Annotated in this window: 21 protein-coding genes; 12 read left to right on the top strand and 9 right to left on the bottom strand. The window is 70.7% G+C overall.

Features of this window, described 5'->3' with window-relative positions; all coding sequences use genetic code 11:
• The first annotated feature begins 354 nt into the window (after positions 1-354).
• From ABZ904_RS16880 to ABZ904_RS16900, 5 genes are all read left to right on the top strand, one after another.
• The gene (locus tag ABZ904_RS16880; protein ID WP_359395258.1) at positions 355-1,365 is read left to right on the top strand and encodes a polyprenyl synthetase family protein; all 1,011 of its coding nucleotides are present in this window, start codon (positions 355-357) and stop codon (positions 1,363-1,365) included.
• Between the two features lie 218 nt (positions 1,366-1,583).
• On the top strand, positions 1,584-2,606 hold the full coding sequence (locus tag ABZ904_RS16885; RefSeq protein ID WP_359395261.1) for a CHRD domain-containing protein: 1,023 nt from the start codon (positions 1,584-1,586) through the stop codon (positions 2,604-2,606).
• A gap of 288 nt (positions 2,607-2,894) precedes the next feature.
• A complete protein-coding gene (locus tag ABZ904_RS16890) occupies positions 2,895-4,130 on the top strand; it encodes a DUF2092 domain-containing protein (RefSeq protein ID WP_359395263.1) in 1,236 nt (411 codons plus the stop codon).
• A 30-nt stretch (positions 4,131-4,160) separates the two neighbouring features.
• Positions 4,161-5,144 (top strand): ABC transporter ATP-binding protein, encoded by a 984-nt coding sequence (locus ABZ904_RS16895; RefSeq protein WP_360990339.1) that lies wholly within the window; start codon positions 4,161-4,163, stop codon positions 5,142-5,144.
• Positions 5,131-6,027 carry an ABC transporter permease gene (locus tag ABZ904_RS16900; RefSeq protein WP_360990342.1) on the top strand — a complete coding sequence of 299 codons (897 nt, stop codon included), beginning with the start codon at positions 5,131-5,133 and terminating at the stop codon, positions 6,025-6,027. Before ABZ904_RS16895 ends, ABZ904_RS16900 begins: the two co-directional genes overlap by 14 nt.
• 3 nt (positions 6,028-6,030) lie before the next feature.
• Here ABZ904_RS16900 and ABZ904_RS16905 read toward each other — a convergent pair whose 3' ends face one another.
• Together ABZ904_RS16905 and ABZ904_RS16910 are read right to left on the bottom strand one after the other, a co-directional pair.
• Positions 6,031-6,621 carry an NAD(P)H-dependent oxidoreductase gene (locus ABZ904_RS16905; protein WP_360990345.1) on the bottom strand — a complete coding sequence of 197 codons (591 nt, stop codon included), beginning with the start codon at positions 6,619-6,621 and terminating at the stop codon, positions 6,031-6,033.
• Positions 6,622-6,775: 154 nt separating this feature from the next.
• Positions 6,776-6,946, bottom strand: a complete 171-nt coding sequence (locus tag ABZ904_RS16910) for a hypothetical protein (protein ID WP_359395337.1) — start codon at positions 6,944-6,946, stop codon at positions 6,776-6,778.
• Positions 6,947-7,198: 252 nt separating this feature from the next.
• Between ABZ904_RS16910 and ABZ904_RS16915 the strand changes: the two genes are divergently transcribed.
• Both ABZ904_RS16915 and ABZ904_RS16920 read left to right on the top strand, forming a co-directional pair.
• Positions 7,199-7,525, top strand: a complete 327-nt coding sequence (locus tag ABZ904_RS16915; RefSeq protein WP_359395271.1) for a hypothetical protein — start codon at positions 7,199-7,201, stop codon at positions 7,523-7,525.
• Between the two features lie 7 nt (positions 7,526-7,532).
• Complete coding sequence (locus tag ABZ904_RS16920; protein ID WP_360990348.1) at positions 7,533-9,659, top strand: hypothetical protein; 2,127 nt, start codon at positions 7,533-7,535, stop codon at positions 9,657-9,659.
• A gap of 75 nt (positions 9,660-9,734) precedes the next feature.
• Here the strand turns inward: ABZ904_RS16920 and rarD are convergent, their stop codons facing one another.
• Together rarD and ABZ904_RS16930 are read right to left on the bottom strand one after the other, a co-directional pair.
• Positions 9,735-10,751: an EamA family transporter RarD gene (rarD, locus tag ABZ904_RS16925; protein ID WP_359395273.1), complete on the bottom strand. Its 1,017-nt coding sequence runs from the start codon at positions 10,749-10,751 to the stop codon at positions 9,735-9,737.
• A gap of 141 nt (positions 10,752-10,892) precedes the next feature.
• The gene (locus tag ABZ904_RS16930; protein WP_360990352.1) at positions 10,893-11,747 is read right to left on the bottom strand and encodes an SDR family oxidoreductase; all 855 of its coding nucleotides are present in this window, start codon (positions 11,745-11,747) and stop codon (positions 10,893-10,895) included.
• Positions 11,748-11,838: 91 nt separating this feature from the next.
• Between ABZ904_RS16930 and ABZ904_RS16935 the strand changes: the two genes are divergently transcribed.
• Entirely contained in the window at positions 11,839-12,249 is a 411-nt protein-coding gene (locus tag ABZ904_RS16935; protein WP_361823888.1) for a helix-turn-helix domain-containing protein, read from the top strand.
• A 13-nt stretch (positions 12,250-12,262) separates the two neighbouring features.
• On the opposite strand, the gene ABZ904_RS16940 is transcribed toward ABZ904_RS16935, so the two are convergent.
• The 5 genes from ABZ904_RS16940 to ABZ904_RS16960 all read right to left on the bottom strand — a co-directional run bounded on the left by ABZ904_RS16940 (position 12,263) and on the right by ABZ904_RS16960 (position 19,448).
• The gene (locus ABZ904_RS16940; protein WP_359395278.1) at positions 12,263-13,342 is read right to left on the bottom strand and encodes a 2-oxoacid:ferredoxin oxidoreductase subunit beta; all 1,080 of its coding nucleotides are present in this window, start codon (positions 13,340-13,342) and stop codon (positions 12,263-12,265) included.
• On the bottom strand, positions 13,335-15,263 hold the full coding sequence (locus ABZ904_RS16945; protein ID WP_360990356.1) for a 2-oxoacid:acceptor oxidoreductase subunit alpha: 1,929 nt from the start codon (positions 15,261-15,263) through the stop codon (positions 13,335-13,337). The genes ABZ904_RS16940 and ABZ904_RS16945 overlap by 8 nt, the downstream gene beginning before the upstream one ends.
• Positions 15,264-15,584: 321 nt before the next feature.
• Positions 15,585-16,244 carry a response regulator transcription factor gene (locus ABZ904_RS16950; RefSeq protein ID WP_359395325.1) on the bottom strand — a complete coding sequence of 220 codons (660 nt, stop codon included), beginning with the start codon at positions 16,242-16,244 and terminating at the stop codon, positions 15,585-15,587.
• A gap of 321 nt (positions 16,245-16,565) precedes the next feature.
• Complete coding sequence (locus tag ABZ904_RS16955) at positions 16,566-17,918, bottom strand: sensor domain-containing protein (RefSeq protein WP_359395282.1); 1,353 nt, start codon at positions 17,916-17,918, stop codon at positions 16,566-16,568.
• A gap of 339 nt (positions 17,919-18,257) precedes the next feature.
• Positions 18,258-19,448: a sensor domain-containing protein gene (locus ABZ904_RS16960; RefSeq protein ID WP_361823893.1), complete on the bottom strand. Its 1,191-nt coding sequence runs from the start codon at positions 19,446-19,448 to the stop codon at positions 18,258-18,260.
• A 312-nt stretch (positions 19,449-19,760) separates the two neighbouring features.
• On the opposite strand from ABZ904_RS16960, the gene ABZ904_RS16965 reads away from it, so the two are divergent.
• Genes ABZ904_RS16965 through ABZ904_RS16980 form a run of 4 tightly spaced genes read left to right on the top strand, consistent with a single transcriptional unit; the run spans position 19,761 to position 23,123 of the window.
• The gene (locus ABZ904_RS16965; protein WP_361823896.1) at positions 19,761-20,234 is read left to right on the top strand and encodes an NADH-quinone oxidoreductase subunit A; all 474 of its coding nucleotides are present in this window, start codon (positions 19,761-19,763) and stop codon (positions 20,232-20,234) included.
• Positions 20,225-20,881 carry an NADH-quinone oxidoreductase subunit B family protein gene (locus ABZ904_RS16970; RefSeq protein WP_359395286.1) on the top strand — a complete coding sequence of 219 codons (657 nt, stop codon included), beginning with the start codon at positions 20,225-20,227 and terminating at the stop codon, positions 20,879-20,881. The genes ABZ904_RS16965 and ABZ904_RS16970 overlap by 10 nt, the downstream gene beginning before the upstream one ends.
• Positions 20,881-22,158: an NADH-quinone oxidoreductase subunit C gene (locus tag ABZ904_RS16975; RefSeq protein ID WP_361823899.1), complete on the top strand. Its 1,278-nt coding sequence runs from the start codon at positions 20,881-20,883 to the stop codon at positions 22,156-22,158. Before ABZ904_RS16970 ends, ABZ904_RS16975 begins: the two co-directional genes overlap by 1 nt.
• Positions 22,155-23,123 carry a complex I subunit 1 family protein gene (locus tag ABZ904_RS16980; RefSeq protein WP_361823901.1) on the top strand — a complete coding sequence of 323 codons (969 nt, stop codon included), beginning with the start codon at positions 22,155-22,157 and terminating at the stop codon, positions 23,121-23,123. The genes ABZ904_RS16975 and ABZ904_RS16980 overlap by 4 nt, the downstream gene beginning before the upstream one ends.
• Positions 23,124-23,142 lie beyond the last annotated feature (19 nt).

Raw genomic sequence — 23,142 nt, forward strand, 5'->3', positions numbered from 1 at the left:
ACCGGTGTGTATGGTTCGGGCGCCCGCGACCCGGTGGGGTGCGTCCGGCGGGGTACACGGGAGGACGTGAGGGGGCCGGCACTGGCTGCGAGAGGTTATTTCCGGGTATGTCGATGAAGATGTGTTCATATCACCTGATCAAGAACATACCGTTCGTGATTCGATACCGCCCGGCCTGGAACAGTGGGCGCTCGCGGTGATCGAAACGTGACCGGATACGCTGACTTGAGTGATGGCAACGACAGATCGACAAACTCGGTGAGCCACGTCGACAGACAGCGTCATCGACCGAGTGACCGTGCTTGAGACCGACCGTGTGATCGTCAGCAGACGTCAGCAGACAGGAGACCCCACGTGACCGTCGTCGGGCCGTTCGGGCTGAGCGTGCGGGACCAGGCTCTGGAGGCCGATGTCCAGGCCGGACTGGCCGCTGTCGAGGAGGGGTTGCTGGACGCCACCAAGAGCGAGGTGCCCTTCATCACGGAGGCCGCGCAGCACCTCGTGCACGCGGGCGGCAAGCGTTTCCGGCCGCTGCTCGTGATGCTCGCCGCGCAGTTCGGCGATCCGTACGCGCCCGGCATCGTGCCCTCGGCCGTGGTCGTGGAGCTGACCCATCTCGCCACGCTGTACCACGACGACGTGATGGACGAGGCCGAGGTGCGGCGCGGGGTCGACAGCGCGAACACCCGCTGGGGCAACGCGGTCGCGGTCCTCACCGGTGACTTCCTGTTCGCGAGGGCGTCGCACATCCTGGCCGACCTCGGCCCCGAGGCGGTGCGCATCCAGGCCGAGGCGTTCGAACGGCTGGTCACCGGCCAGATCCTGGAGACGGCCGGCCCCCGGGACGGCCGCGACCCGGTGGACCACTACCTCGACGTGCTCGGCGGCAAGACGAGCTCCCTGGTGGCGGTGGCCTGCCGCTTCGGGGCGATGATGTCGGGTGCCGACGAGACGGTCGTGGACGTGCTGACGCAGTACGGCGAGCGGCTGGGCGTGGCGTTCCAGCTGGCCGACGACGTGCTGGACATCGCCTCGGACTCGCACGAGTCCGGGAAGACGCCCGGGACGGACCTGCGCGAGGGCATCGCCACGCTGCCGGTCCTGCGTCTGCGTGAGCGCGCGGAGCGTCTGGGGCTGGCCGAGGACATCGCCCTGTGCGAGCTCCTGGACTCGGACCTCACCGACGACGCCCGCCATGCGGAGGCGCTCGCCCGCCTCAGGGTGCATCCCGCGCTGGAGCAGGCCCGCCGCGACACGATCCGCTATGCGGAGGACGCCCGCTCGGCTCTGGTCCCGCTGCCGGAGTGCGGTGCGAAGGCGGCTCTGATGGAGATGTGCGACGCGGTGGTGCACCGAGCGGGCTGACCCGTCGGCGCCGCGCGGCGGTACCGGCGATCGGTACCGCCCGTCACATCGGGTTCTTGTGACACGCCTGGCACATCCGTGACCGTTCCACCATACCTACCCGCAGAATGTGAGACAGGTCACATTCTTGGATTGAGTCCAGTCTCGGATCGGGTCCGTATCCATGCCCAGAAGCTGACGCAGGGGGCGTCAGCTCGGATACGGGGAGATTTCCGAACATGCGTACAGACGCTCCGTTCACCGAGCGCCGCAAGAGCCTGATCATCACCGGCATCGCCGTGGCCGCCGCGGCCTCGGTCGCCGCCGCGGTCATCCCGGCCTTCGCCGCCGGGCACGGCAACGCGCAGCACGGCACCGACCATGCCGGGCACGCCGACCAGGCCGTCGTCACCCAGAGCGGCACCCTCACCGGTACCGGTTCCGGTGGCACCATCCTGGTCGCGGGCCTGCGCGGCGCCGACGAGGTGCCCGTCGCCGGCGGCCCCGCGGTGGGTGACAAGGACGGCGCCGCCCTGGAGTTCGTCAGGGTCAAGGGCGACAAGGTCTCCGTCGCCGTCACCTGGCGCGGCACGGGCCGGCCCACCCTGCTCCACATCCACCAGGGCCCCAAGGGCGCCAACGGAGGGGTCAAGATCGACTTCAGCAAGCTGCTGGAGAAGGGCGTCAAGGGCCACACCGTCGTCGGAACCGTGAAGGTCACGGACGCCGCCCTGCTGTCGCGGCTCAAGAGCGACCCGGGCGCCTTCTACGCCAATCTGCACACCGCCGAATTCCCGGGTGGAGCCGTCCGAGGCCAGCTCCACAACGTCACCACCGCCTTCGACTTCCGCCACGCCCTGGACAACTTCCAGGCCTCGGTGGTCAAGGGCAAGCAGATCTACGAGTGCAAGCCGGCCGCCGGCGGCGGCTACGCCTTCGCACAGCGCGATGTCGCCGCCCTGCTCGGCGGCGGGATCCTGCATTCCTTCGTGAAACCCAACTCCGGTACGCCCCAGTGGGTCGCCCCCGACCGCAGCGCCGTCACCGGCACGGTTCTGAGCAAGAGCCCCAACGGGGACAGGAACATCCCCGAGCTCGACCTGAAGGCCAACCGGTCCGGCAGGCACCACGGTGTGCTCGCGGACTCCGCGGAGATCCTGCGCCTGAACACGGTGGGCGGCGTTGCGCCCACCGGCTCCTGCACCCCTGGAACCGTCGTGGGCGTCCCCTACCGGGCCGACTACGTCTTCGTGCAGCGCTGACCGCGAACCCGGCGGCTCACGCGTCCCTGAGGGCGGCGCCGGCCCACGACCCCTACGGGTCGCGGCCGGCGCCGCTCCGCCGTGTCATACCCGAGGATTACGCGGACTTGAGTCCGCGGGCTGACGCTTCTTCCCGGCCGATTTGGTCAGATGGAAGACACCACCTCACAGGAGTTCGGGTGAGAATGGGCGGCACAGGGGTGGGCGCACCCTCCGGCGCGAGCGAGACCAGAGCCGGGGAGAGTGCACGGACGGCACGCCGCCGCCGACGACGGAGGTAAGGCACACATGGCACCGTACGAATCCGACGACAGCACACCCGCCGAGGAGGTCGAGGACGTACGCGACGGGCGGCGCAGGGCCGCGCGGTACGTCGTCCCGGTGACGGTGGTGGGACTGGCCGCGGCGACCATCGGGCTCGTCCCGGCGTTCGCGGGATCCGGCGACCCCGACCTGCCGAAGATCAGCGCGCAGCAACTCATCGAGAAGATCGCCAAGTCGGATGTCCAGCAGATGTCCGGCACGGTGAAGATCAGCACGGACCTGGGCCTGCCGAACCTCGGCGGTCTGGAGAGCGGCCTGACCTCGGGTGCGCTCTCCGGCGATGCGGCGGGCAAGGACGGATCGGCCGCCGACCCGTCCGCCAAGCTGCTGGAACTGGCTTCCGGCACGCACACCGTGCGGGTCGCCGCCGACGGCCAGGACAAGCAGAAGCTCTCCCTGATCGAGAAGGCCGCCGAGTACAGCGTCATCCGCAACGGCGACAACGTCTGGGCCTACGACAGTGCCTCGAACGAGGCGTACCACTCGACCGGTGCGGGCGGCCACGAGAGCGGCAAGGCGACGCCCGAGGACGTGCCGGCCACGCCGAAGGACCTCACAGAGGAGGCCCTGAAGGCCGCCGACAAGACGACCTCGGTGACGGTCGACGGCACCGCGCAGGTCGCGGGCCGGGACGCGTACAAGCTGCTCGTCAAGCCGAAGCAGTCGGGCACCACGGTCGGCGCGATCAGCATCGCGGTGGACGCGAAGACCGGGCTGCCGCTGAAGTTCACGCTGACCCCGGCGTCGGGCGGCGCGGCCGTGGTGGACGCGGGCTTCACCCAGATCTCGTTCGCCAGGCCGGCCGCGTCGACATTCGACTTCACGCCGCCCAAGGGTACGAAGGTCACTCAGGGTGACGACCTGAAGGCGGAGCAGAGGAACGAGCACAAGGCGGAGCCGCAGGGCACCGACGAGCGGCTCGGGCGTGGCGCGGAGCCGAAGACCATCGGCGAGGGCTGGAACGCGATCGTCGTGCTGGACACCGGAAGCAAGGGCGGGGTGCCCTCGGGCCCGTCGTCCGACTCCGGCGCGGTCTCCGGCTTCATGAACTCGCTCGGCGACCACGTCAAGGGCAAATTCGGCTCGGGCACGGTCTACTCGACCCGCCTGGTCAACGCCCTGATCACGGACGACGGCAAGGTCTACGCGGGCGCGGTCACCAAGGACGCGCTGGTGAAGGCCGCCGACGCGGGCAAGTAGCACCTACGCACGGCACGAGCTGGAGAGCCCATGGAGGAACTGTCCGCCGCGGATGCGGGGCCGGGCACGGTGAGCGACCCGGACGCCCCGGTCATCGCCACCCGCGCCCTGAGCAAGCGCTTCCGCGGCGGGCAGCTCGCCGTGGACGGACTCGACCTGACCGTCCCGGCGGGCAGCGTCTTCGGCTTCCTCGGGCCGAACGGCTCAGGCAAGACCACCACCATCCGCATGCTGATGGGCCTGATCGAGCCCACCTCGGGCACGGCGCGCGTACTGGGGCGGCCCATGCCCCGCGCCTCGCGCGCCGTGCTCCCGCACATCGGCGCCCTCATCGAGGGCCCGGCTCTCTACGGCTTCCTCTCCGGCCGTGACAACCTCCTGCGGTACGACGCCGCCGACCCCACCGCCGACCCGCGCACGCGGCGCACACGCGTCGCGGCCGCGCTGGACCGGGTCGGGCTCACCGCCGCGGCGGGCAAGAAGGCGAAGGCGTACTCCCTGGGCATGAAACAGCGCCTCGGGCTCGCGGCCGCGCTGCTGCAGCCCCGCAGGCTCCTGGTCCTGGACGAGCCGACCAACGGCCTCGACCCGCAGGGCATGCGCGAGATCCGTCTGCTGATACGGGAGCTGGCCTCGGACGGCACGACCGTCTTCCTCTCCTCCCATCTGCTCGACGAGATCGAGCAGGTCTGCACGCACGCCGCCGTCATGGCACAGGGCCGGCTGATCACGCAGGGTCCGGTGGCGGAACTGGCCGCCGGGTCGCGCGGGCGCCTCGTCGTGACCACCCCGGACGTGGCCGACGCGGCCCGCGTCCTGAAGGAACAGGGCGTGACCGGCATGGTGGTGGGGGAGGACCGGATCACGGGCGAACCGCCGGACCGCGAACTGGCCGACCTCAACGCCGCCTTGGTCACCGCCGGGATACGCGTCCGCGGCTTCGGCGTGGAACGCGCCTCCCTGGAGGACGCGTTCGTGGCACTGACCGGGGAGGGCTTCGATGTCGCAGGCTGAGACGACCGGGGTCGACCCGCTTCCGCTCGCCCGGAGAACCAGCCGGCTGTGGACGTTCGGTCTGCTGCGCAGCGAGCTGGTGACCACCTTCCGGCGCTGGCGCACGCTCGCCCTGCTCGCCGTGCTGGCCGGTGTGCCGATCCTGGTCGGGATCGCCGTCAAGCTCGAGACCGGCGACGGTTCAGGCGCCGGCGGACGCGGCGGTGGGGGCGGCCCGGCGTTCATCTCGCAGATCACCAACAACGGCCTGTTCCTGGTGTTCACCGCGCTCGCCGCCACGCTCCCCTTCTTTCTGCCGATGGCGATCGGCGTGATCGCGGGCGACGCGATCGCGGGTGAGGCGGGCTCCGGAACACTGCGCTACCTCCTGGTCGCGCCCGCCGGCCGTACCCGGCTGCTGCTGGTCAAGTACGCGACCACGATCGCCTTCTGTCTGGTCGCCACGCTCGTCGTCGCTGTCTTCGCGTTCGCGGTGGGCGCCCTGCTCTTCCCGCTCGGCGATCTGACGACCATCTCGGGGACCCGTATCAGCTTTGCCGAGGGGCTGGGCCGCGCCCTGCTGATCGCCCTGGTCGTCGCCGCCTCCCTGATCGGGGTCGCGGCCCTGGGCCTGTTCATCTCGACCTTGACCAACAGCGGCATCGCGGCGATGGCGACTACCGTCGGACTGCTGATCACGGTCCAGATCCTCGACCAGATACCGCAGTTGCACGCGCTGCAGCCGTACTTCTTCTCGCACTACTGGCTGTCCTTCGCGGACCTCATGCGGGATCCGGTCTACTGGGACGACCTCATCCGCAACCTCGGCGTCCAGGCTCTGTACGCGGCCGTGTTCGGCTCGGCGGCATGGGCGCGCTTCACGACGAAGGACATCACCGCGTAGGGCTCATACGGCCGCGGTCTCGTACGGGAAGCGGGCGAGCGGCGCCGCCTGGGCGAAGAACGTCCCGGCCCGTTCCAGGGCCTGCGTGTCCCGCAGTACGTCACCGGGCCTGCTGCCGTTGCCGAGCAGGACCCCGCCGAAGTGCATCTTCATGTACGCGGCGGTGTTGTTGAGCGTGCCGACGAGTGGATCGGCGACTTCCCGCTCCTCGTCGGCGAGCGCGGTGACGCCCCACAGCGTGCGGCCCGCCATCTGCTTCCTGAACTCGAGGCCGGGGATGCGCAGCCAGGCCGACCAGTGGTCCAGGTAGCGCTTGGTCTGGCCGGACACCGAGTACCAGTACAGCGGTGACGCGATCACGATGTCGGTCGCCGCCAGGGTGGCGTCGAGCATCCGTGCGACGTTCCGGCCGGCCGGGCGCAGGGGGTCGCTGTCGTGCCGTACATCCTCGAAGTCGGGCAGCGGGTGCTCGGCGAGGCTGATCCACTGCCGGCCGACGTCGGCGGGCAGCTGGGCGGCAGCCCTGCGTGCCAGCTGTTCGGTGTTTCCACCGGGGCGGCTGCTGCCGAGGACGAACAGGAAGTGGCGGGTCATGCGGGGCTCCCGAGCTCGGCGGCAGATGCGGGCGGCAATATGCATGCGCAGTATATGCACATGAATATACATCGTGCGGTGGCCTCTGGTCCACCAGGCGGTCGCCATACGGCCCAGGTGGGTGTCCGGTGTCGTCGTACGGCGCTCGCCGTGCTCACCGAGGGCCTCTGTTCGTGCCGGTGAACGCCCCGGTCAGCCGCGCCGGTTGCGCGCACTCGCGCGGCGGTGGGCCGCTCAGGCCGCCGGTGCGCCAGGCGGGCACCCACGGCAGCCGGTAGACGTCGATCAGCGTCTCCCCGGGCGGTGGTCGGCCCCCGATCTTCACGGGTGGCGAACTTCTCTGCAGCGGGGCCCGATTTCCGGGACGAGTCTGTGACGCGGTGGTGACGGGGGACAGGGGGTGGGGACTGGACACTGAACTGCAAAAGGCATCGCTGGAGTTCGGCCGGCGCCTGCGGGCTGCCGTGATGATCACGGGGTTGTGACGACGGTACGGCGCGGCGATGGACGGTGACCGCGTCCGGACGGACTACAACCACATGTGCGCATTCGGCCTCGCTGGAGGGGGAGGGGAGCGATGACAACTACGGTGCTCGCGGCGGATGCTGCGCGTTCGGCGGGTGCCGCGCGCCCCGTCTCCGTGACGCGCGCGGCGCGAGCGGGCGGCGCCGAGGGGGATTCCGCCGCACACCCGCGTACGCTGGCCTACCGTGCGCTCCTCGTCGAGGGCACGACCCACGGCCGTGACGGCTGGACGAGGACGGGGCCGCGGGCCGGCGCCCTGCCGAAGCCGGTGCGTTCGCGGGCGGGCAAGCTCTGGCGTTTCCCGGAAGTGCCGGCGGCGGACACGGCGGCACTTCCTTCTCCCACCGACGCCCTCTCCTCCACCGACCGATCCGAGTGAGGGAACGATGTCTCGACTCAGCCGCGAGCCCGAGCGCGGGCGTACCGCCGAGGGCGCCGCTTCCGCCAGGGGCGCGGAGGCCGGGGTGACGCCGATCGAGGTCCATGTGAGGGACGGCGGTGCAGCGGGTGCGGGCACGACCGTAGACGGAGTGCCGGTGGTCGCCGCGCCGGGGCAGTCGCCGCAGGAGGCGGTCCTGGACCACCTCCACCGGCTCGCGCTGGCCGTGGGCCATCCGGTCCTCGCGGCGGTCCGGGACGAGCGGATCGGGTTCGTGGTGCCGATCAGGGTGTCGGCGGACGGGGCGAGCGAGTTCGCGGGGGAGCCGGTAGCGGTGGACGCGGCCGAGACACCGTCCCCAGGGCCCGAACGGGCGCCTGACCAGCCGAGGGTGCACGCGGCACCCCCCACGACGGCACCTGAACCTGTCCGGCTACGTCGGGACAAGCCGACGCACCTGCTGGACGCTGTCGAGGAGCAGCAGTCGGCGGCCGGAGCGGCGACGTTCCCTCTGCATGCGGTACCGGAGCCGACGGCGGGACAGCCCGCGCCGGAACCGCAGTCCGTCACGCCCGGGCAGCCGACGGCCCGGGCGCATGCTGTCGCCGGGTCGTTCGCGGTCGCAGCGGGTCCTGTGCCGGCACCGCACTTCGCTGCCCACGGTGAAGCTGCGGCGTATCAGCAGGCCACGCCGGTGCCGCATCGTCCCGCGTCGGTGCAGCACCAGGCCGCTGTCTCCCGGGGTTTCGCCCCTGGTCAGTCCGCGGAGGAACCTTCTGCCGCCGGGGCGTTCGTGGCCGCCGGGCGTCCCGTGCCGACAGCGCACTCCGCCGACGGCCGTGAAGCCGCCGCGTATCAGCAGGCCACGCCAGGTCAGGAGGTGCCGTCGGCGGTGCGGCCTTCGGTGCCGCATCGGCCGGCTCCGGTGCAGCACCAGGCCGCTGTCTCCCGGGGTTCCGCCCCTGGTCAGTCCGCGGAGGAACCTTCTGCCGCCGGGGCGTTCGTGGCCGCCGGGCGTCCCGTGCCGACAGCGCACTCCGCCGACGGCCGTGAAGCCGCCGCGTATCAGCAGGCCACGCCACGTCAGGAGGTGCCGTCGGCGGTGCGGCCTCCGGTGCCGCATCGTTCCGCGCCGGTGCAGCACCAGGCCGCTGCCTCGCAGGGCGCCGCCCCCGCTCGGCCCGTCGAGGAGCCCTCTGCCGAGGAACCCCCCGTCGGTGATCGCCCCTCCCACCTCGGTGCCGCCGTCGCCACCTTCATGCTGCGGGCCCTGCCCGAGGCTCCGTTGATCAGCGCCACCTCGGGGCCCGCACAGGTGCTGCCGGGGGGCGGCGCCGTTGCCCCGGGGACGGTCTCCGCCCCGACCGGGACCTTCGGTCCGCCGCCGGTGATGCCCCTCCCGCCCGTGCCGCCGGCACCGGCACCCACCTGGAGGGCGCCGGAGACCGGGCCGGACGAGCCGGAGACGCTCAGGCCCGACTTCGGGCCCGACCCCGACTCGTACTCCACCTTCGCGTGGAAACCCACCCCGGCCTCCCGCACCGCTCGGGTCGCCGAGGTGGAGGAGGTCAAGGAACCGCCTGTCCGGGAGTTCGACTCCGTGGCCGAAGCCGTGCTCGCGCCCGAGTCCGGGGTCGTGCCGCCCGGCGGTGCGGGCGGGCCGGTCGCGGAACCCATGGCCCGGATCAACGCGGCCGTGAAGCAGGGCCGTATCGAGGAGGCCGCCGACCTGGCCGAGCGGACGGTCGCCGAGGCCTCGGCCGCCCTCGGCGCCGAGCACCCCGATGTGCTGCGCCTTCGCGAACTCACCGCGTACATCGCCTACCTGGCCGCGGACGCGCTGCGCTCCTTCCACCTCTCCCTCGACCTGGCCCGGCTCCGCCACCGCCTCGGCGACCCGCGCGGCGCCTACGGGAACGTGCAGAGCGCGGCCGCCGCCTGGCGTGCGGTCCGCGACCCGATCCAGGGGCTGCGCCTCGGCCGCGACCTCATCGCCGTGTGGACCGAACTCGTGGCCGATGAAGGTCCCGCAGCCGACGACCTCGACCAACTCGAACGCGCCCGCAGCCGGATGGTCCGGCTCGCCGAACGCGCCCGTAACGCCGTCGGCGGTGAGCACTCCCGGGGACACTGACCGGAAAGGGGCCAGAGCCGCGCACGGCCGTGGCCCCTCGTATGTTGTTCCGGTCGCCCGATGGGCGGCCGCGACTCAAGACGTGGCGTCCACCGGCTGATCGGCTCCCGCCACCACACCGTCCACGGGTGGCTGCGCGCTCACCGTCCCGGTGGCGACGATCCCGCTTGGCGCCGCTGTCCCGGCCCTGAGCGTGCGCGCCGCCCGGTGGGCCGTGCGCAGCGCGTCCCCGGTCAGCAGCACCAGTGCGATCCACACCAGGGCGAAGCCCGCCCAGCGCTCCGGCGGCATCGCCTCGTGGAAGTAGAGGATGCCCAGCAGGAACTGGAAGACCGGTGCCAGGTACTGGAGCAGACCCAGTGTCGACAGCGGGACCCGGATCGCGGCGGCGCCGAAGCAGACCAGGGGGAGCGCGGTGACGACACCGGTCGCGGCGAGCAGCGCCGCGTGCCCCGGCCCACGGGTGGTGAACGTCGAGTCGCCGTGCGCCGTCAGCCACAGCAGATACGCCAGCGCGGGCACGAACTGCACGGCGGTCTCCGCGGCCAGCGACTCGATGCCGCCGAGGCTGACCTTCTTCTTCACCAGTCCGTAGGTGGCGAAGGAGAAGGCGAGGCACAGCGAGATCCACGGCGGCTGGCCGTAGCCGATCGTCAGGACGAGCACCGCGGCGAAGCCGACCCCGACCGCCGCCCACTGGACGGGCCGCAGCCGCTCCTTAAGGATCAGGACACCCATCGCTATGGTGACCAGCGGGTTGATGAAGTAGCCGAGCGAGGCCTCGACCACGTGACCGCTGTTGACGGACCAGATGTAGACGCCCCAGTTGACGGTGATGACCGCCGCGGCGATGGTCACCAGAACCAGCTTGCGAGGCTGCCGAAGCAGCTCCCCGATCCAGGCCCAGCGCCGCATCACCAGCAGTGCGACGCCGACCAGGACCAGGGACCAGACCATCCGGTGGGCCAGGATCTCGATCGCTCCGGCCGGCTTCAGCAGAGGCCAGAAAAGGGGGACGAGCCCCCACATCCCATAGGCCGCGAAGCCGTTCAGCAGACCTGTCCGCCGCTCACTCTTCGACTTCTCAGCCACGGGCCCCTCCTTCTCGCGCGACTGCTCCCGTGCAGCATCCATGAAGGTAGCGCGAGCGCCCCCGGCCTGTCATACCCGTATCGCCATACGGTCATGACAGGCGGAGGTCGGCCGGGACGTCCAGGGGCCCGCCGGAGGTGATCAGCCCTTCAGCCCGGCCGTGATCGACTCGCTGATCGGCGTGGTCGGGCGGCCGGTGAGACGGGAGAGGTCTCCCGTGGTGACGGCCAGCTCGCCCTTCTCGATGGAGGCGTCCACACCGGCCAGGATCGCCGCGAGGGGCTCGGGCAGTCCCGCGCCGGTCAGAATCCCCTTCAGCACCTCGACGGAGACGCTGTTGTAGGCGATCTCCTTGCCGGACCGCTCGCTCAGCTCGGCGGTGTACTCGGTGAAGCCCCAGGCGGTGTCGCCGCTCAGTTCGTACGTCTTGTCCTCGTGGTCCTCGCCGGTCAGCACCGCGACGGCGGCGGCCGCGTAGTCGGCGCGCGAGGCCGAGGCGACCCGGCCCTCCCCGGCGGCCTGGACCACGGCGCCGTGCTCCAGGACGGGGGCGAGGTGCTCGGTGTAGTTCTCGTGGTACCAGCCGTTGCGCAGCAGCACATACGGCACGCCCGAGGCCAGGATGGCCTCCTCGGTGGTCCGGTGGTCGTCGGCGAGGGCGGCCGTCAGGCTGCCGGGGGCGCTGGTGTAGGCGAAGAGGGCGACTCCGGCCGTCCGGGCGGCGTCGAGGACGACCTTGTGCTGGCCGGCCCGGCCCTTGTCGAACTCGTTGCCGGAGATGAGCAGCACTTTGTCGCCCGTGGCGAAGAGGCCGTCGAAGGTCGCGGGGTCGTTGTAGTCGGCGACCGCGATCCGTACGCCGCGTTCCGCGAGGTCGGCGGCCTTCTCCGGGGTGCGGACCACCGCGGTGATCTCCTCGGCCGGAACCTTCTCCAGTAGCTGCTCCACCACGTGGCGGCCGAGGTGTCCGGTGGCTCCGGTGACGACGATGCTCATGACTTGGATCTCCTTGTGGGGTGCGTCTGGCACTCACTCTAGGAGGGGCACTAACCTGTGGAAAGTACCCACTTTGAAGTAAGGTACTGGCATGACAGTAAGTAGCGCGGTCCCCAGCGGAGGCGACACCGACGCGGCGATGTGCCCCTACCGTCTGGTACTCGAGCACGTCACGAGTCGCTGGGGCGTCCTCGTCCTGATCGAGCTCCTCGACCGGCCCCACCGCTTCAGCGAACTGCGCCGCGCGGTCGGGAAGATCGCCCGGGTCAGCGAGAAGATGCTCACCCAGACCCTGCAGACGCTGGAGCGCGACGGCATGGTCCACCGCGACGCCAAGCCGGTGATCCCGCCGAGGGTCGACTACTCCCTGACCGAGCTGGGACGCGAGGCCGCCGAGCAGGTGCGCGCGCTGTCGCTGTGGACCGAGCAGCGCATGAACGACGTCGACGAGGCGCGCCAGGCATACGACGAGGCCCGGGCATCGAAGACCCGGGCCTCGTGAGCAGCGTCGTGTCCTAGCCGACGACGGTCCAGGTGTCCCCGCCGGCGAGCAGGGCCGCGAGATCGCCCTTGCCGTTGTGCTCGATGGCGGCGTCGAGCTGGTCGGCCATCTGGGTGTCGTAGACGGGCCGGTCGACCGAGCGGAACACGCCGATCGGCGTGTTGTGGAGCGTGTCCGGATCGGCAAGCCGGGACAGCGCGAACGCCGTGGTGGGGGAGGCCGCGTGGGCGTCGTGGACGAGGATCTCCGCCTCGTTCTCCGGTGTCACGGGCACGACCTTCAGGTCACCGGTGCGGAGGTCGCGCACGACGCCGCGGTTGCCTTCGGGGCCGAAGCGGATCGGCTGTCCGTGCTCCAGGCGGATCACGGCTTCCTCGGCGCTCTGCTTGTCCTTGAGGGCGTCGAACGCCCCGTCGTTGAAGATGTTGCAGTTCTGGTAGATCTCCACCAGGGCGGTGCCGGGGTGGGCCGCGGCCTGGCGCAGCACTCCGGTCAAGTGCTTGCGGTCGGAGTCGACGGTACGGGCCACGAAGGACGCCTCGGCCCCGATGGCGAGCGACACCGGGTTGAAGGGCGCGTCGAGCGACCCCATCGGCGTCGACTTGGTGATCTTGCCGACTTCGGAGGTCGGGGAGTACTGGCCCTTGGTGAGCCCGTAGATCCGGTTGTTGAACAGCAGGATCTTCAGGTTGACGTTGCGGCGCAGCGCGTGGATGAGGTGGTTGCCTCCGATGGACAGCGCGTCGCCGTCACCGGTGACCACCCACACCGACAGATCGCGCCGGGAGGAGGCGAGGCCGGTCGCGATCGCCGGGGCACGTCCGTGGATGGAGTGCATGCCGTACGTGTTCATGTAGTACGGGAAACGGGACGAGCAGCCGATGCCCGAGACGAAGACGATGTTCTCCCTGGCCAGACCCAGTTCCGGCATGAAGCCCTGGACGGCGGCGAGGATCGCGTAGTCACCGCAGCCGGGGCACCAGCGCACTTCCTGGTCCGACTTGAAGTCCTTCATGGACTGCCGGGCCACGGCCTTGGGAACGAGGGAAAGCGCCTCGATCGTGTCCCTGCCTTCCGTGGACGTCTCAGCCATCGATGGCCTCCTTGAGAGCCGCGGCGAGCTGTTCGGCCTTGAACGGCATACCGTTCACCTGGTTGTACGAGTGGGCGTCGACCAGGTACTTCGCCCGGATGAGCGTGGCGAGCTGACCGAGGTTCATCTCGGGGATCACCACCTTGTCATAACGTCTGAGGACCGCTCCCAGATTCCGCGGGAAGGGGTTGAGATGGCGCAGATGGGCCTGCGCGATCGACTCCCCGGCCGTGCGCAGCCGCCGCACCGCCGCGGTGATCGGGCCGTAGGTCGACCCCCACCCCAGCACCAGCGTCTTCGCCTCCTGCGGATCGTCCACCTCGACGTCGGGGACCTCGATGCCGTCGATCTTCGCCTGGCGGGTACGCACCATGAAGTCGTGGTTGGCCGGGTCGTAGGAGATGTTGCCCGTGCCGTTCTGCTTCTCGATGCCGCCGATCCGGTGCTCCAGACCCGGCGTGCCCGGAAGCGCCCACGGCCGCGCCAGAGTGTGCGGATCCCGCTTGTAGGGCCAGAACACCTCGGTGCCGTCGTCCAGGGTGTGGTTGGGTTCCTCGGCGAACCGCACCCGCAGGTCAGGCAGCTCGTCCAGGTCCGGGATCCGCCAGGGCTCCGAGCCGTTGGCCAGATAGCCGTCGGAGAGCAGGAAGACGGGCGTGCGGTAGGTGAGCGCGATCCGCGCCGCCTCGAGGGCCGCGTCGAAGCAGTCCGCGGGCGTCTTCGGGGCGATGACCGGGACCGGTGCCTCGCCGTTGCGCCCGAACATCGCCTGCAGCAGGTCCGCCTGCTCCGTCTTGGTCGGCAGACCGGTGGACGGCCCGCCGCGCTGGATGTCGACGACCAGCAGCGGCAACTCCAGCGAGACGGCGAGGCCGATGGTCTCGCTCTTGAGGGCCACGCCGGGGCCGGAGGTCGTCGTCACCGCGAGCGAGCCGCCGAACGCCGCGCCCAGCGCGGCTCCGATACCGGCGATCTCGTCCTCGGCCTGGAAGGTGCGCACACCGAAGTTCTTGTGCTTGGACAGTTCGTGCAGGATGTCCGAGGCCGGAGTGATCGGGTAGGAGCCCAGGAACAGCGGCAGGTCCGCCTGGCGGGACGCGGCGACCAGCCCGTAGGACAGGGCGAGGTTCCCGGAGATGTTCCGGTAGGTGCCCACCGGGAACGCCTTGACGGCCGGTGCGACCTCGTAGGAGACCGCGAAGTCCTCGGTCGTCTCGCCGAAGTTCCAGCCGGCGCGGAAGGCGGCGATATTGGCGGCCGCGATGTCCGGCTTCTTCGCGAACTTCGACTTCAGGAACTTCTCGGTGCCCTCGGTCGGCCGGTGGTACATCCACGACAGCAGGCCCAGCGCGAACATGTTCTTGCTGCGCTCGGCCTCCTTGCGGGAGAGGTCGAACTCCTTGAGCGCCTCGACGGTGAGCGTGGTCAGCGGCACCGGGTGGACGCTGTAGCCGTCCAGCGAGCCGTCCTCCAGAGGACTGGCCTCGTAGCCGACCTTCTGCATGGCCCGCTTGGTGAACTCGTCCGTGTTGACGATGATCTCCGCGCCGCGGGGCAGGTCGCCGACGTTCGCTTTCAAGGCGGCCGGGTTCATCGCCACCAGCACGTTCGGCGCGTCCCCGGGGGTCAGGATGTCGTGGTCCGCGAAGTGCAGCTGGAAGGAGGAGACGCCCGGCAGCGTGCCTGCGGGGGCGCGGATCTCGGCGGGGAAGTTCGGCAGCGTCGACAAGTCGTTGCCGAAGGACGCCGTCTCCGAGGTGAAACGGTCACCGGTGAGCTGCATGCCGTCACCGGAGTCTCCCGCGAACCGGATGATCACTCGGTCGAGCTTGCGTACGTCCTTCCCGCCCGCCGGTTTGCGCTGTTCTCCTACGACGGCTTCGTCTGCCTGCTCCGCTGGACTGCTGACCTGGCTGGTCACTGAACTGGACCTCCCTCGAGGCGGCTGACCGGGACGGGCCGTCCCGCCGGCCTTCCCACGATCAACCCTACGTCCGTAAGGGTCGCCTTCCCCCGGCCGTTCGCATGATGGACATCATGGCGAGACGATCCGGCGCCCTGAATTGTCATGATTTACCCACCCCCCGACCGTGCTTTTGAAGACGTTCCGTGCTCATCCTTTGGTTTCCGGTGCTTCTGGCGTACTCGGCGCGCCGACTCGCGGGGCGGCCGGCGCGGACCGGCGGGACGCCGGACCCGAGCGTTCCGCCGGAGCCCCGCTGTCTGAAACAGTGTCAGTCGATCAGGAATTGAGGTAGGTGAGGACGGCCAGAACACGCCGGTGATCCCCGTCACTCTGCGACAGGCCGAGCTTCAGGAAGATGTTGCTCACGTGCTTCTCGACCGCTCCGTCGCTCACGACGAGCTGCCGGGCTATCGCGGAGTTCGTCCGCCCCTCGGCCATCAGCCCCAGGACTTCACGCTCGCGCGGGGTGAGCGCGGCGAGCACGTCCTGCTTCCGGCTGCGTCCGAGCAGCTGTGCGACGACCTCCGGATCCAGTGCGGTGCCCCCCTTGGCCACCCGCACCACGGCGTCCACGAACTCGCGCACCTCGGCGACCCGGTCCTTGAGCAGATAACCGACTCCACGGCTGGAACCGGCCAGCAGCTCGGTCGCATACCGCTCCTCGACGTACTGGGACAGAACCAGCACGCCCAGCCCGGGATGCACCTTGCGCAGCTGGACCGCCGCCCGGACCCCCTCGTCCGTATGGGTGGGCGGCATCCGCACGTCGGCGACGACGACATCGGGCAGCTCGCCGCGGTCCGCCAACTCGGTGATGGTCTTGATCAGTGCGTCCCCGTCCCCGACACCGGCGACGACCTCATGCCCGCGGTCGGTCAGCAGCCGGGTCAGGCCCTCTCTGAGCAGCACTGAATCCTCGGCGATGACCACCCGCACCCTGTCCTCCACGATCTTCGGCCCCCGCGCCTTCAGTCTTCGGCCGCGCGTCCTGTGCGTCCGGTGGTGTCCGGGCGGCCCCTGGTCCCGCCGCCCCTCGGCACCCTCAGTATCTCGCCGTCCGCGCTTTCTCACCGGGCCTGTGGACAGACTGGACGGGCGTGTTCTTTCCGCCGGCCGGGGGCGTGGTCGGCAAGCAGGCGGAAGGAGGGCGTGCGCGAGGGCGGCGCGGCGCCCTCGCACGTCCTGTCCTCCCACGGCCGAAGCCCCCCGTTCGGACGAACGAACAGGGGGCGGTGTGCCGCGGCGGTGCCTGGACGGTCAGGCCGACCGCCAGGGCAGTTCGGCGGTGATCCGGGTCGGCCCCCCGGGCGGGGAGTCCACCACGAGAATCCCGTCCACCGCGTCGAGGCGACCGGCCAGCCCGGCCAGCCCCGAACCGGCGGAGGCGTCCGCACCCCCCAGCCCGTCGTCCGTCACCTGCAGCAGCAGCCGGTCCTCCACCCGCCAGACGTCCACCGTGGCCCGTGACGCCTGGGCGTGCTTGCTGATGTTCTGCAGCAGCTCCGACACCGTGAAGTACGCGATCCCCTCGATCGCCGGCGCCGGCCGCGACGGCAGGTCGACCTCAACCCGCACCGGAACCGTGCACCGCGAGGCCACGGCCGACAGTGCCGCGTCCAGACCCCGGTCCGTCAGCACCGCCGGGTGGATCCCACGGGCGAGGTCCCGCAGTTCCTGGAGCGCCGTCTTCACCTCTCCGTGCGCCTCGTCCACCATCCGCGCCGCCGCATGCGGATCCTCCGTCAGCTTCTCCTTCGCCAGCCCCAGATCCATGGCCAGCGCCACCAGCCGCGCCTGCGCCCCGTCGTGCAGATCCCGCTCGATGCGCCGCAGATCAGCCGCCGCCGTGTCGACCACCACCCCGCGGTCCGACTCCAGCTCCACCACGCGCGTCGCCAGTCGCGACGGCCCGAGCAGACCGTGCACCAGCAGCCGGTCCACGGTCGTCAGACCCCGCACGATCCACGGCGTGGCCAGTGTGAACAGCAGCCCGACCAGTGCGGTCACCGTGATCTCGAACGGGTTGTCGAGGTAGACGTGGTGCGCCTCGTCGCCGTACAGCTGAATCCCGCCCTGGCCGACGTACGCCGGGAACACCCAGAACCACAGCGGATAGGTCAGCATGCCCCAGCCGTTCACCCACAGGGTCACCCCCACGGTGAACGAGAACACCGCCCACGGGAACTGCAGCACCGTGTACAGCATGTGCCGCCACGACGTCCCGCTCTTGAGCATCGCCCCCATCCAGGCCATCGCCCCGCGCCCCTTGGGCGACAGCGGCTCCGGTTCGGCCACCTCCAGCCCCAGCAGGCCCCGTGCCCGCGCCCGCTCGAGTATCCCGAAACCCCGGCACCCCGCGAGCGCCGCCGCGAGTACCGGGATCCCGAGGAAGGTCACCAGCAGTCCCGCCCCGAGCGAGAACATCGTGACGCTGTACGTGAACATCGCGATCCCGAGGGGCAGGCTCAGCAGCAGGTAGCACAGCTCACCCCACGCGCGCCGCTCGATCGGCGCCCGCAGCGCGACCGGAAGCCGGTGCCGCCGCACCCCGGCACCCTGGGACCCAGGGCCGTCCCAGTCTGCGTACCCCTGCCCGTACTGCGTGGCCATCGGCTCGTCCGTTCTCCTCGTCGTGCACCCCGACGCGGCCGCTCTTTCGGCCCGCGTTGTTTCGTACATCCACCCTGCTGTTTCCGCGCCGGCCAGGCCATGGAGCAGGTCGGCGTCTTCAAGCGGGGGTTTTCCCCACCCCGCACTTCACGCGGGTACGGGTGGTCGGAAGACCTCGTAGAAGGAGCAAGTAGAGATGGAAGGAAGAAGGCCGGACGCGCGCTCATGCCCCCGATCGCTCCCTAGAACGGAAGCGGTCGTCATGCGGGAGCGGTCGTCATGCGGGAGCGGTAGTACGCCCCCGCGTACCACCGCTCCCGAAACCCCTCCGCGTGCCCGCTACCGCTGACGTGTCTCGTCGCCCCGGTCCCGCCACGGAAGCTCCGCCGTGACGACCGTAGGACCGCCCAGCGGCGAGTCGACGACGAACAGGCCGTCGACCGCGCCCAGCCGCTCCGCGAGCCCCGCCATTCCACTGCCGCCGTCGAGGCGGGCGCCGCCGCGGCCGTCGTCCCTCACCTGCATCATCAGCCGCTGATCAGCCCGCCAGACCTCGACGGAGGCGGTCCTCGCCCCACTGTGCTTGCTGATGTTCTGCAGCAGTTCGGAGACTGTGAAGTAGGCGATGCCCTCGATCGCCGCGGCCGGCCTCGTCTCCAGGTCGACGGTCACCTTCACGAGGACGGTGCACCGCGTGGCGACCGCCGAGAGCGCCGCGTCCAGACCCCGGTCGGTGAGCACTGCGGGATGGATGCCGCGGGCGAGGTCCCGCAGTTCCTGCAGAGCGAGCTTCACCTCTCCGTGCGCCTCCGCGACCATCGCCGCCGCCGCGTCCGGGTCCTCGAGCAACTTCTCCTTGGCCAGACCGAGTCCCATCGCCAGGTTCACCAGCCGGGCCTGCGCCCCGTCGTGCAGGTCGCGTTCGATACGGCGCAGATCCGCCGCCGCGGTGTCCACGACCACCCCGCGGTCGGACTCCAGTTCCGCGATGCGCCGCTCCAGTTCGTCCGAGGGCGACAGAAGCCCCCGCACCATCGCCCGGTCCACGTTCGTCAGCCCCCGCGCGATGAACGGCAGGACCGGCCAGAGGAGGAACAGCGACACGAGCGTCACAGTGAAGGTCGCGATCCCCCAGGGCAGCCGGATGAAGTCGTACAGCATCGTCCGCCAGCCCACCGGGTCCTTCAGGGCCATCCACAGCCGCTGCATCACCCCGCCGCCCCGGCGCAACGGCAGCGGACTCGGCTCTTCCACGCGCACCCCGAGCAGCGCCCTGGCCCGCGCCCGCTCCGCCTTGCCCAGCTGCCGCGCGCCCATGAGCCCGGCCGCCAGCAGTGGCAGGCCGATCACGGTCGCCGTCAGCCCCGCCCCTGTGGACAGCACCATCACCACGTAGATGAAGCCGACGAGCGCCATCGGCAGGTTCGCGAGCAGATGCGCGATCTCCCGCCAGGTGTATCCGTCCAGGGCGAAGCGCGGTGGTGGGCGCTCGTCGTCCCCGGCGCCGCGGCTCGTGAGGGGTTCGGTCATATCTCCCGGCATTTCCGGCGCATCTTCCGGCCTTTTTCGGTCATGAACACCAGCCTGCCAACCCGGAGCGCCATGACGCCATGAGGCGGACCGCCGCCGTGGGGTGGGGCAAACCCCACCCCGGCGGGACCGCCGCAGAGTGAGCGCAGGCCGCACCAGGGGTACGTGAGCGGAGCCGCACGAGGAGTACCGGCGTATCCCGAGCACGACGGGCTGCTTACCCTCTCTTTAGCAGGGCCTAGACTCCCGTGCGTACAGAACGTCGAACACAAGGTTCACCAGGGTCACGAGGTCAGGGAGTGAGGGGCTGACGTGTCGGATCCGACCGCCGTCGCCGTCATGGCGCAGACCGTGAGCACCGGAATCGCGGGTAACGTTTCCACGGCGGGAACCGGAAGCGCCGGAAACGTCGTCGCGGCGGGCTACTTCCAGTCCTATTCCGTCGTCGGGCTGCTCGCCGTCGTGGGCGTGCTCTTCGTGGCCGTCGCCTTCGGCGCGGGCCGTCTGCTGCGCCCGGTCGTGCCCACGCCCGAGAAGCTGCTGACCTACGAGTGCGGCGTCGACCCCGTCGGCGAGGGCTGGGCCCACACACAGGTCCGCTACTACGTCTACGCGTTTCTGTACGTGATCTTCGCCGTCGACTCGATCTTCCTGTTCCCCTGGGCAACGGTCTTCGCCGCCCCCGGCTACGGCGCGACGACGCTCGTGGAGATGTTCATCTTCCTCGGCTTCCTGACCGTGGGCCTGCTGTACGCATACAAGAAGGGGGTCCTGGCATGGACGTGAACCCCTCTACCCCGTCGGCTCCCGAGCCGGTGCTGCTGCCGGAGCCCGGAGTCCTCCCCGCCGAAGGCAACGCGAGGCTCGGCGTGCTGTCCCGTCTCGCCCCCGAGCCCATGAAGGTGGTCCTGAACTGGGGCCGCCGGTACTCCCTGTGGGTCTTCAACTTCGGCCTCGCCTGCTGCGCGATCGAGTTCATCGCCGCGTCGATGGCCCGCCACGACTTCATCCGGCTCGGTGTGATCCCGTTCGCCCCCGGTCCTCGCCAGGCCGACCTGATGGTGGTGTCCGGAACGGTCACGGACAAGATGGCCCCGGCGGTCAAACGCCTGTACGAGCAGATGCCCGAGCCGAAGTACGTGATCTCCTTCGGCGCGTGCTCGAACTGCGGCGGCCCCTACTGGGACTCGTACTCCGTCACGAAGGGCGTCGACCAGATCATCCCGGTCGACGTGTACGTCCCCGGCTGCCCGCCGCGCCCCGAGGCGCTTCTCCAGGGCATCCTCAAACTCCAGGAGAAGATCGCGCGCGAGTCGCTGGGGGAGCGGTACGGCGCCGCGGCTCCCAGGGCGTCCGTGGCCGCGCTGCAGAGCGGGCTCGTACGCCCGCCGCTCAGCGGTGCCACCGATGCCACCAGTGAAGGGGGCGCGTGATGACCGCGGCCGGCTGGCTGCCCGCGCCCGCCGAGGAACTGTTCGGCACCGAGGCCACGGCGGAGCAGTCGTACGAGGTCCTGACCGTGGACGTACCCCCGTCGGCCTGGATCCCCGCGCTGCGCACCGCCCGTGACGAGCTGGGCTGTACCTACTTCGACTGGCTGAGCGCGGTCGACGAACCGGGCACGGGCTTCCGCGTCTCGGCACACGTCGTCGCCCTGTCCCCGGTACGTCGGCTGTTGCTGCGGACGACCATCCCGCACGAGGCACCGGTCCTGCCCTCCGCCGTGGACGTGTACGCGGGCGCGGCCTGGCACGAGCGTGAGACGCACGAGATGTTCGGCGTCCTCTTCGAGGGCCACCCGGCCCTGGATCACCTGCTTCTGCCGGAGACCTTCGAGGGCCACCCCCTGCGCAAGGACTTCGTCCTGGCCGCCCGGGTCGCGAAGGCCTGGCCGGGAGCCAAGGAACCGGGCGAGCCGGAGCACGGCGGCCCGAAGCGGCGCCAGATGCTGCCCCCGGGCGTCCCCGATCCGAACGAGTGGGGCCCGCTCAAGGGCCAGCTTCCCCCGGCTCCCGCCCGCCCGGCCCGGGCCGCGGGGCGCGCGGCCGGCGAACGCCCGGTCCGCCGCGCCCGCACGGCAGCGGAGGGCTCGGCGAGCCAGGCTCCGGCCGCCACTCCGGCCACGAGCGAGCCCGCGGAGACGCCCGGCGCGCCCCGCCGCGCGCGGAGTGCGTCGCAGGGCTCGGCCTCGCAACGCGGCGCGGAGCCGGCCACCGGGTCTGCGGCTCCGTCGGCGGGTGTCCGGCGTGCGCGGAGTGCGTCGGAGGGTTCGGCTTCGCAGCGTGCGGACGGTGCGGGGGGCGGGGAGGCTTCTGCGGCTCCGGCTGCCGGTGCACGGCGTGCGCGCAGTGCGTCCGAGGGTTCCGCCTCGCAACGTGCCGTTGCCCCGGAATCGGAGGACACGGCCGCGGGGCGCCCCGCGGCGTCGCGCAGCTCCGACGCCCCTTGGCACCACGCCCGCCCGGCTTTCGATGAGCCCGAGTCCGCCGCCGAACCTCCGGCCAAGCCCGAGCCCGCCCCCGAACCTCCGGCCAAGGCGGAGGCCGGACCGCCGGCCGAAACGGAGGGCGAACCGCAAGCCGAATCGGAAGCAGCCGAGGCCGCCGAGGCGGCCGGGAGCGAGGAACGCCCCGAGGACGCTCGACGTCCTGAGCCCCCGACCCGCGACGAACCCGCCACCCCCGACGACCCCTCAGGAGGCACGCAGTGAACGGCGCTCTGGACGTCGCCTTGCGACTCCTCGTCGTGTTCGTCGTCTTCCTCACCTTCCCGCTGATCATCGGTCAGACGGAACACAAGGTCATGGCCCATATGCAGGGACGCCTCGGCCCGATGTACGCGGGCGGCTTCCACGGCTGGGCCCAGCTCGTCGCCGACGGTGTGAAGTTCGCGCAGAAGGAGGACGTCGTCCCGGCGGGTGCGGACCGACGCATCTTCCAGCTGGCCCCCGCCGTCGCCCTGCTCCCGTACCTCCTGATCCTCCTCGTCATTCCCATAGGCCCCGGCGAGGGCGCCGTCGGACAGGTCGTCGACGCGGGCATCTTCTTCGTGCTGGCCGTCATGGGCGTCGGCGTCCTCGGCTCACTCATGGCCGGCTGGGCCTCCGCCAACAAGTACTCCCTTCTCGGCGGCCTCCGCACCGCAGCCCAGCTCCTCGCCTACGAACTCCCGATGCTGCTCGCCGCCGCCTCGGTGGCGATGGCGGCGGGCACCGTCTCGCTCCCTGGCATCGTCGACGCCTTCGAGTGGTGGTGGGTGCCCTGGCAGGTCGTCGGCGCGCTCGTCTTCTTCGTGGCCGGCCTCGCCGAACTGCAACGCCCGCCCTTCGACATGCCCGTCGCCGACTCCGAGATCATCTTCGGCGCCTACACCGAGTACACCGGCCTGCGATTCGCCCTGTTCCTCCTCGCCGAGTACGCCGGAATCATCGTCCTGTGCGGTCTGACCACCGTCCTCTTCCTGGGCGGATGGCACGGTCCCTGGGGCGCCGGCGGCCTCGGCTGGCTGTGGACGCTCCTGAAGACCGCGATCCTCGCCTTCGTCGTCATCTGGCTGCGCGTCACCTATCCCCGTCTGCGCGAGGACCAGCTCCAGAAGTTCTCCTGGACGCTCCTCGTCCCCCTCTCCCTCGCCCAGATCGCCCTCACCGGCATCGTCAAGGTGGTGATCTCCTGATGTCCCGTCCGTCGCCCGG

Source organism: Streptomyces sp. NPDC046900, from assembly GCF_040644975.1.
Classification (GTDB): Bacteria; Actinomycetota; Actinomycetes; order Streptomycetales; family Streptomycetaceae; genus Streptomyces.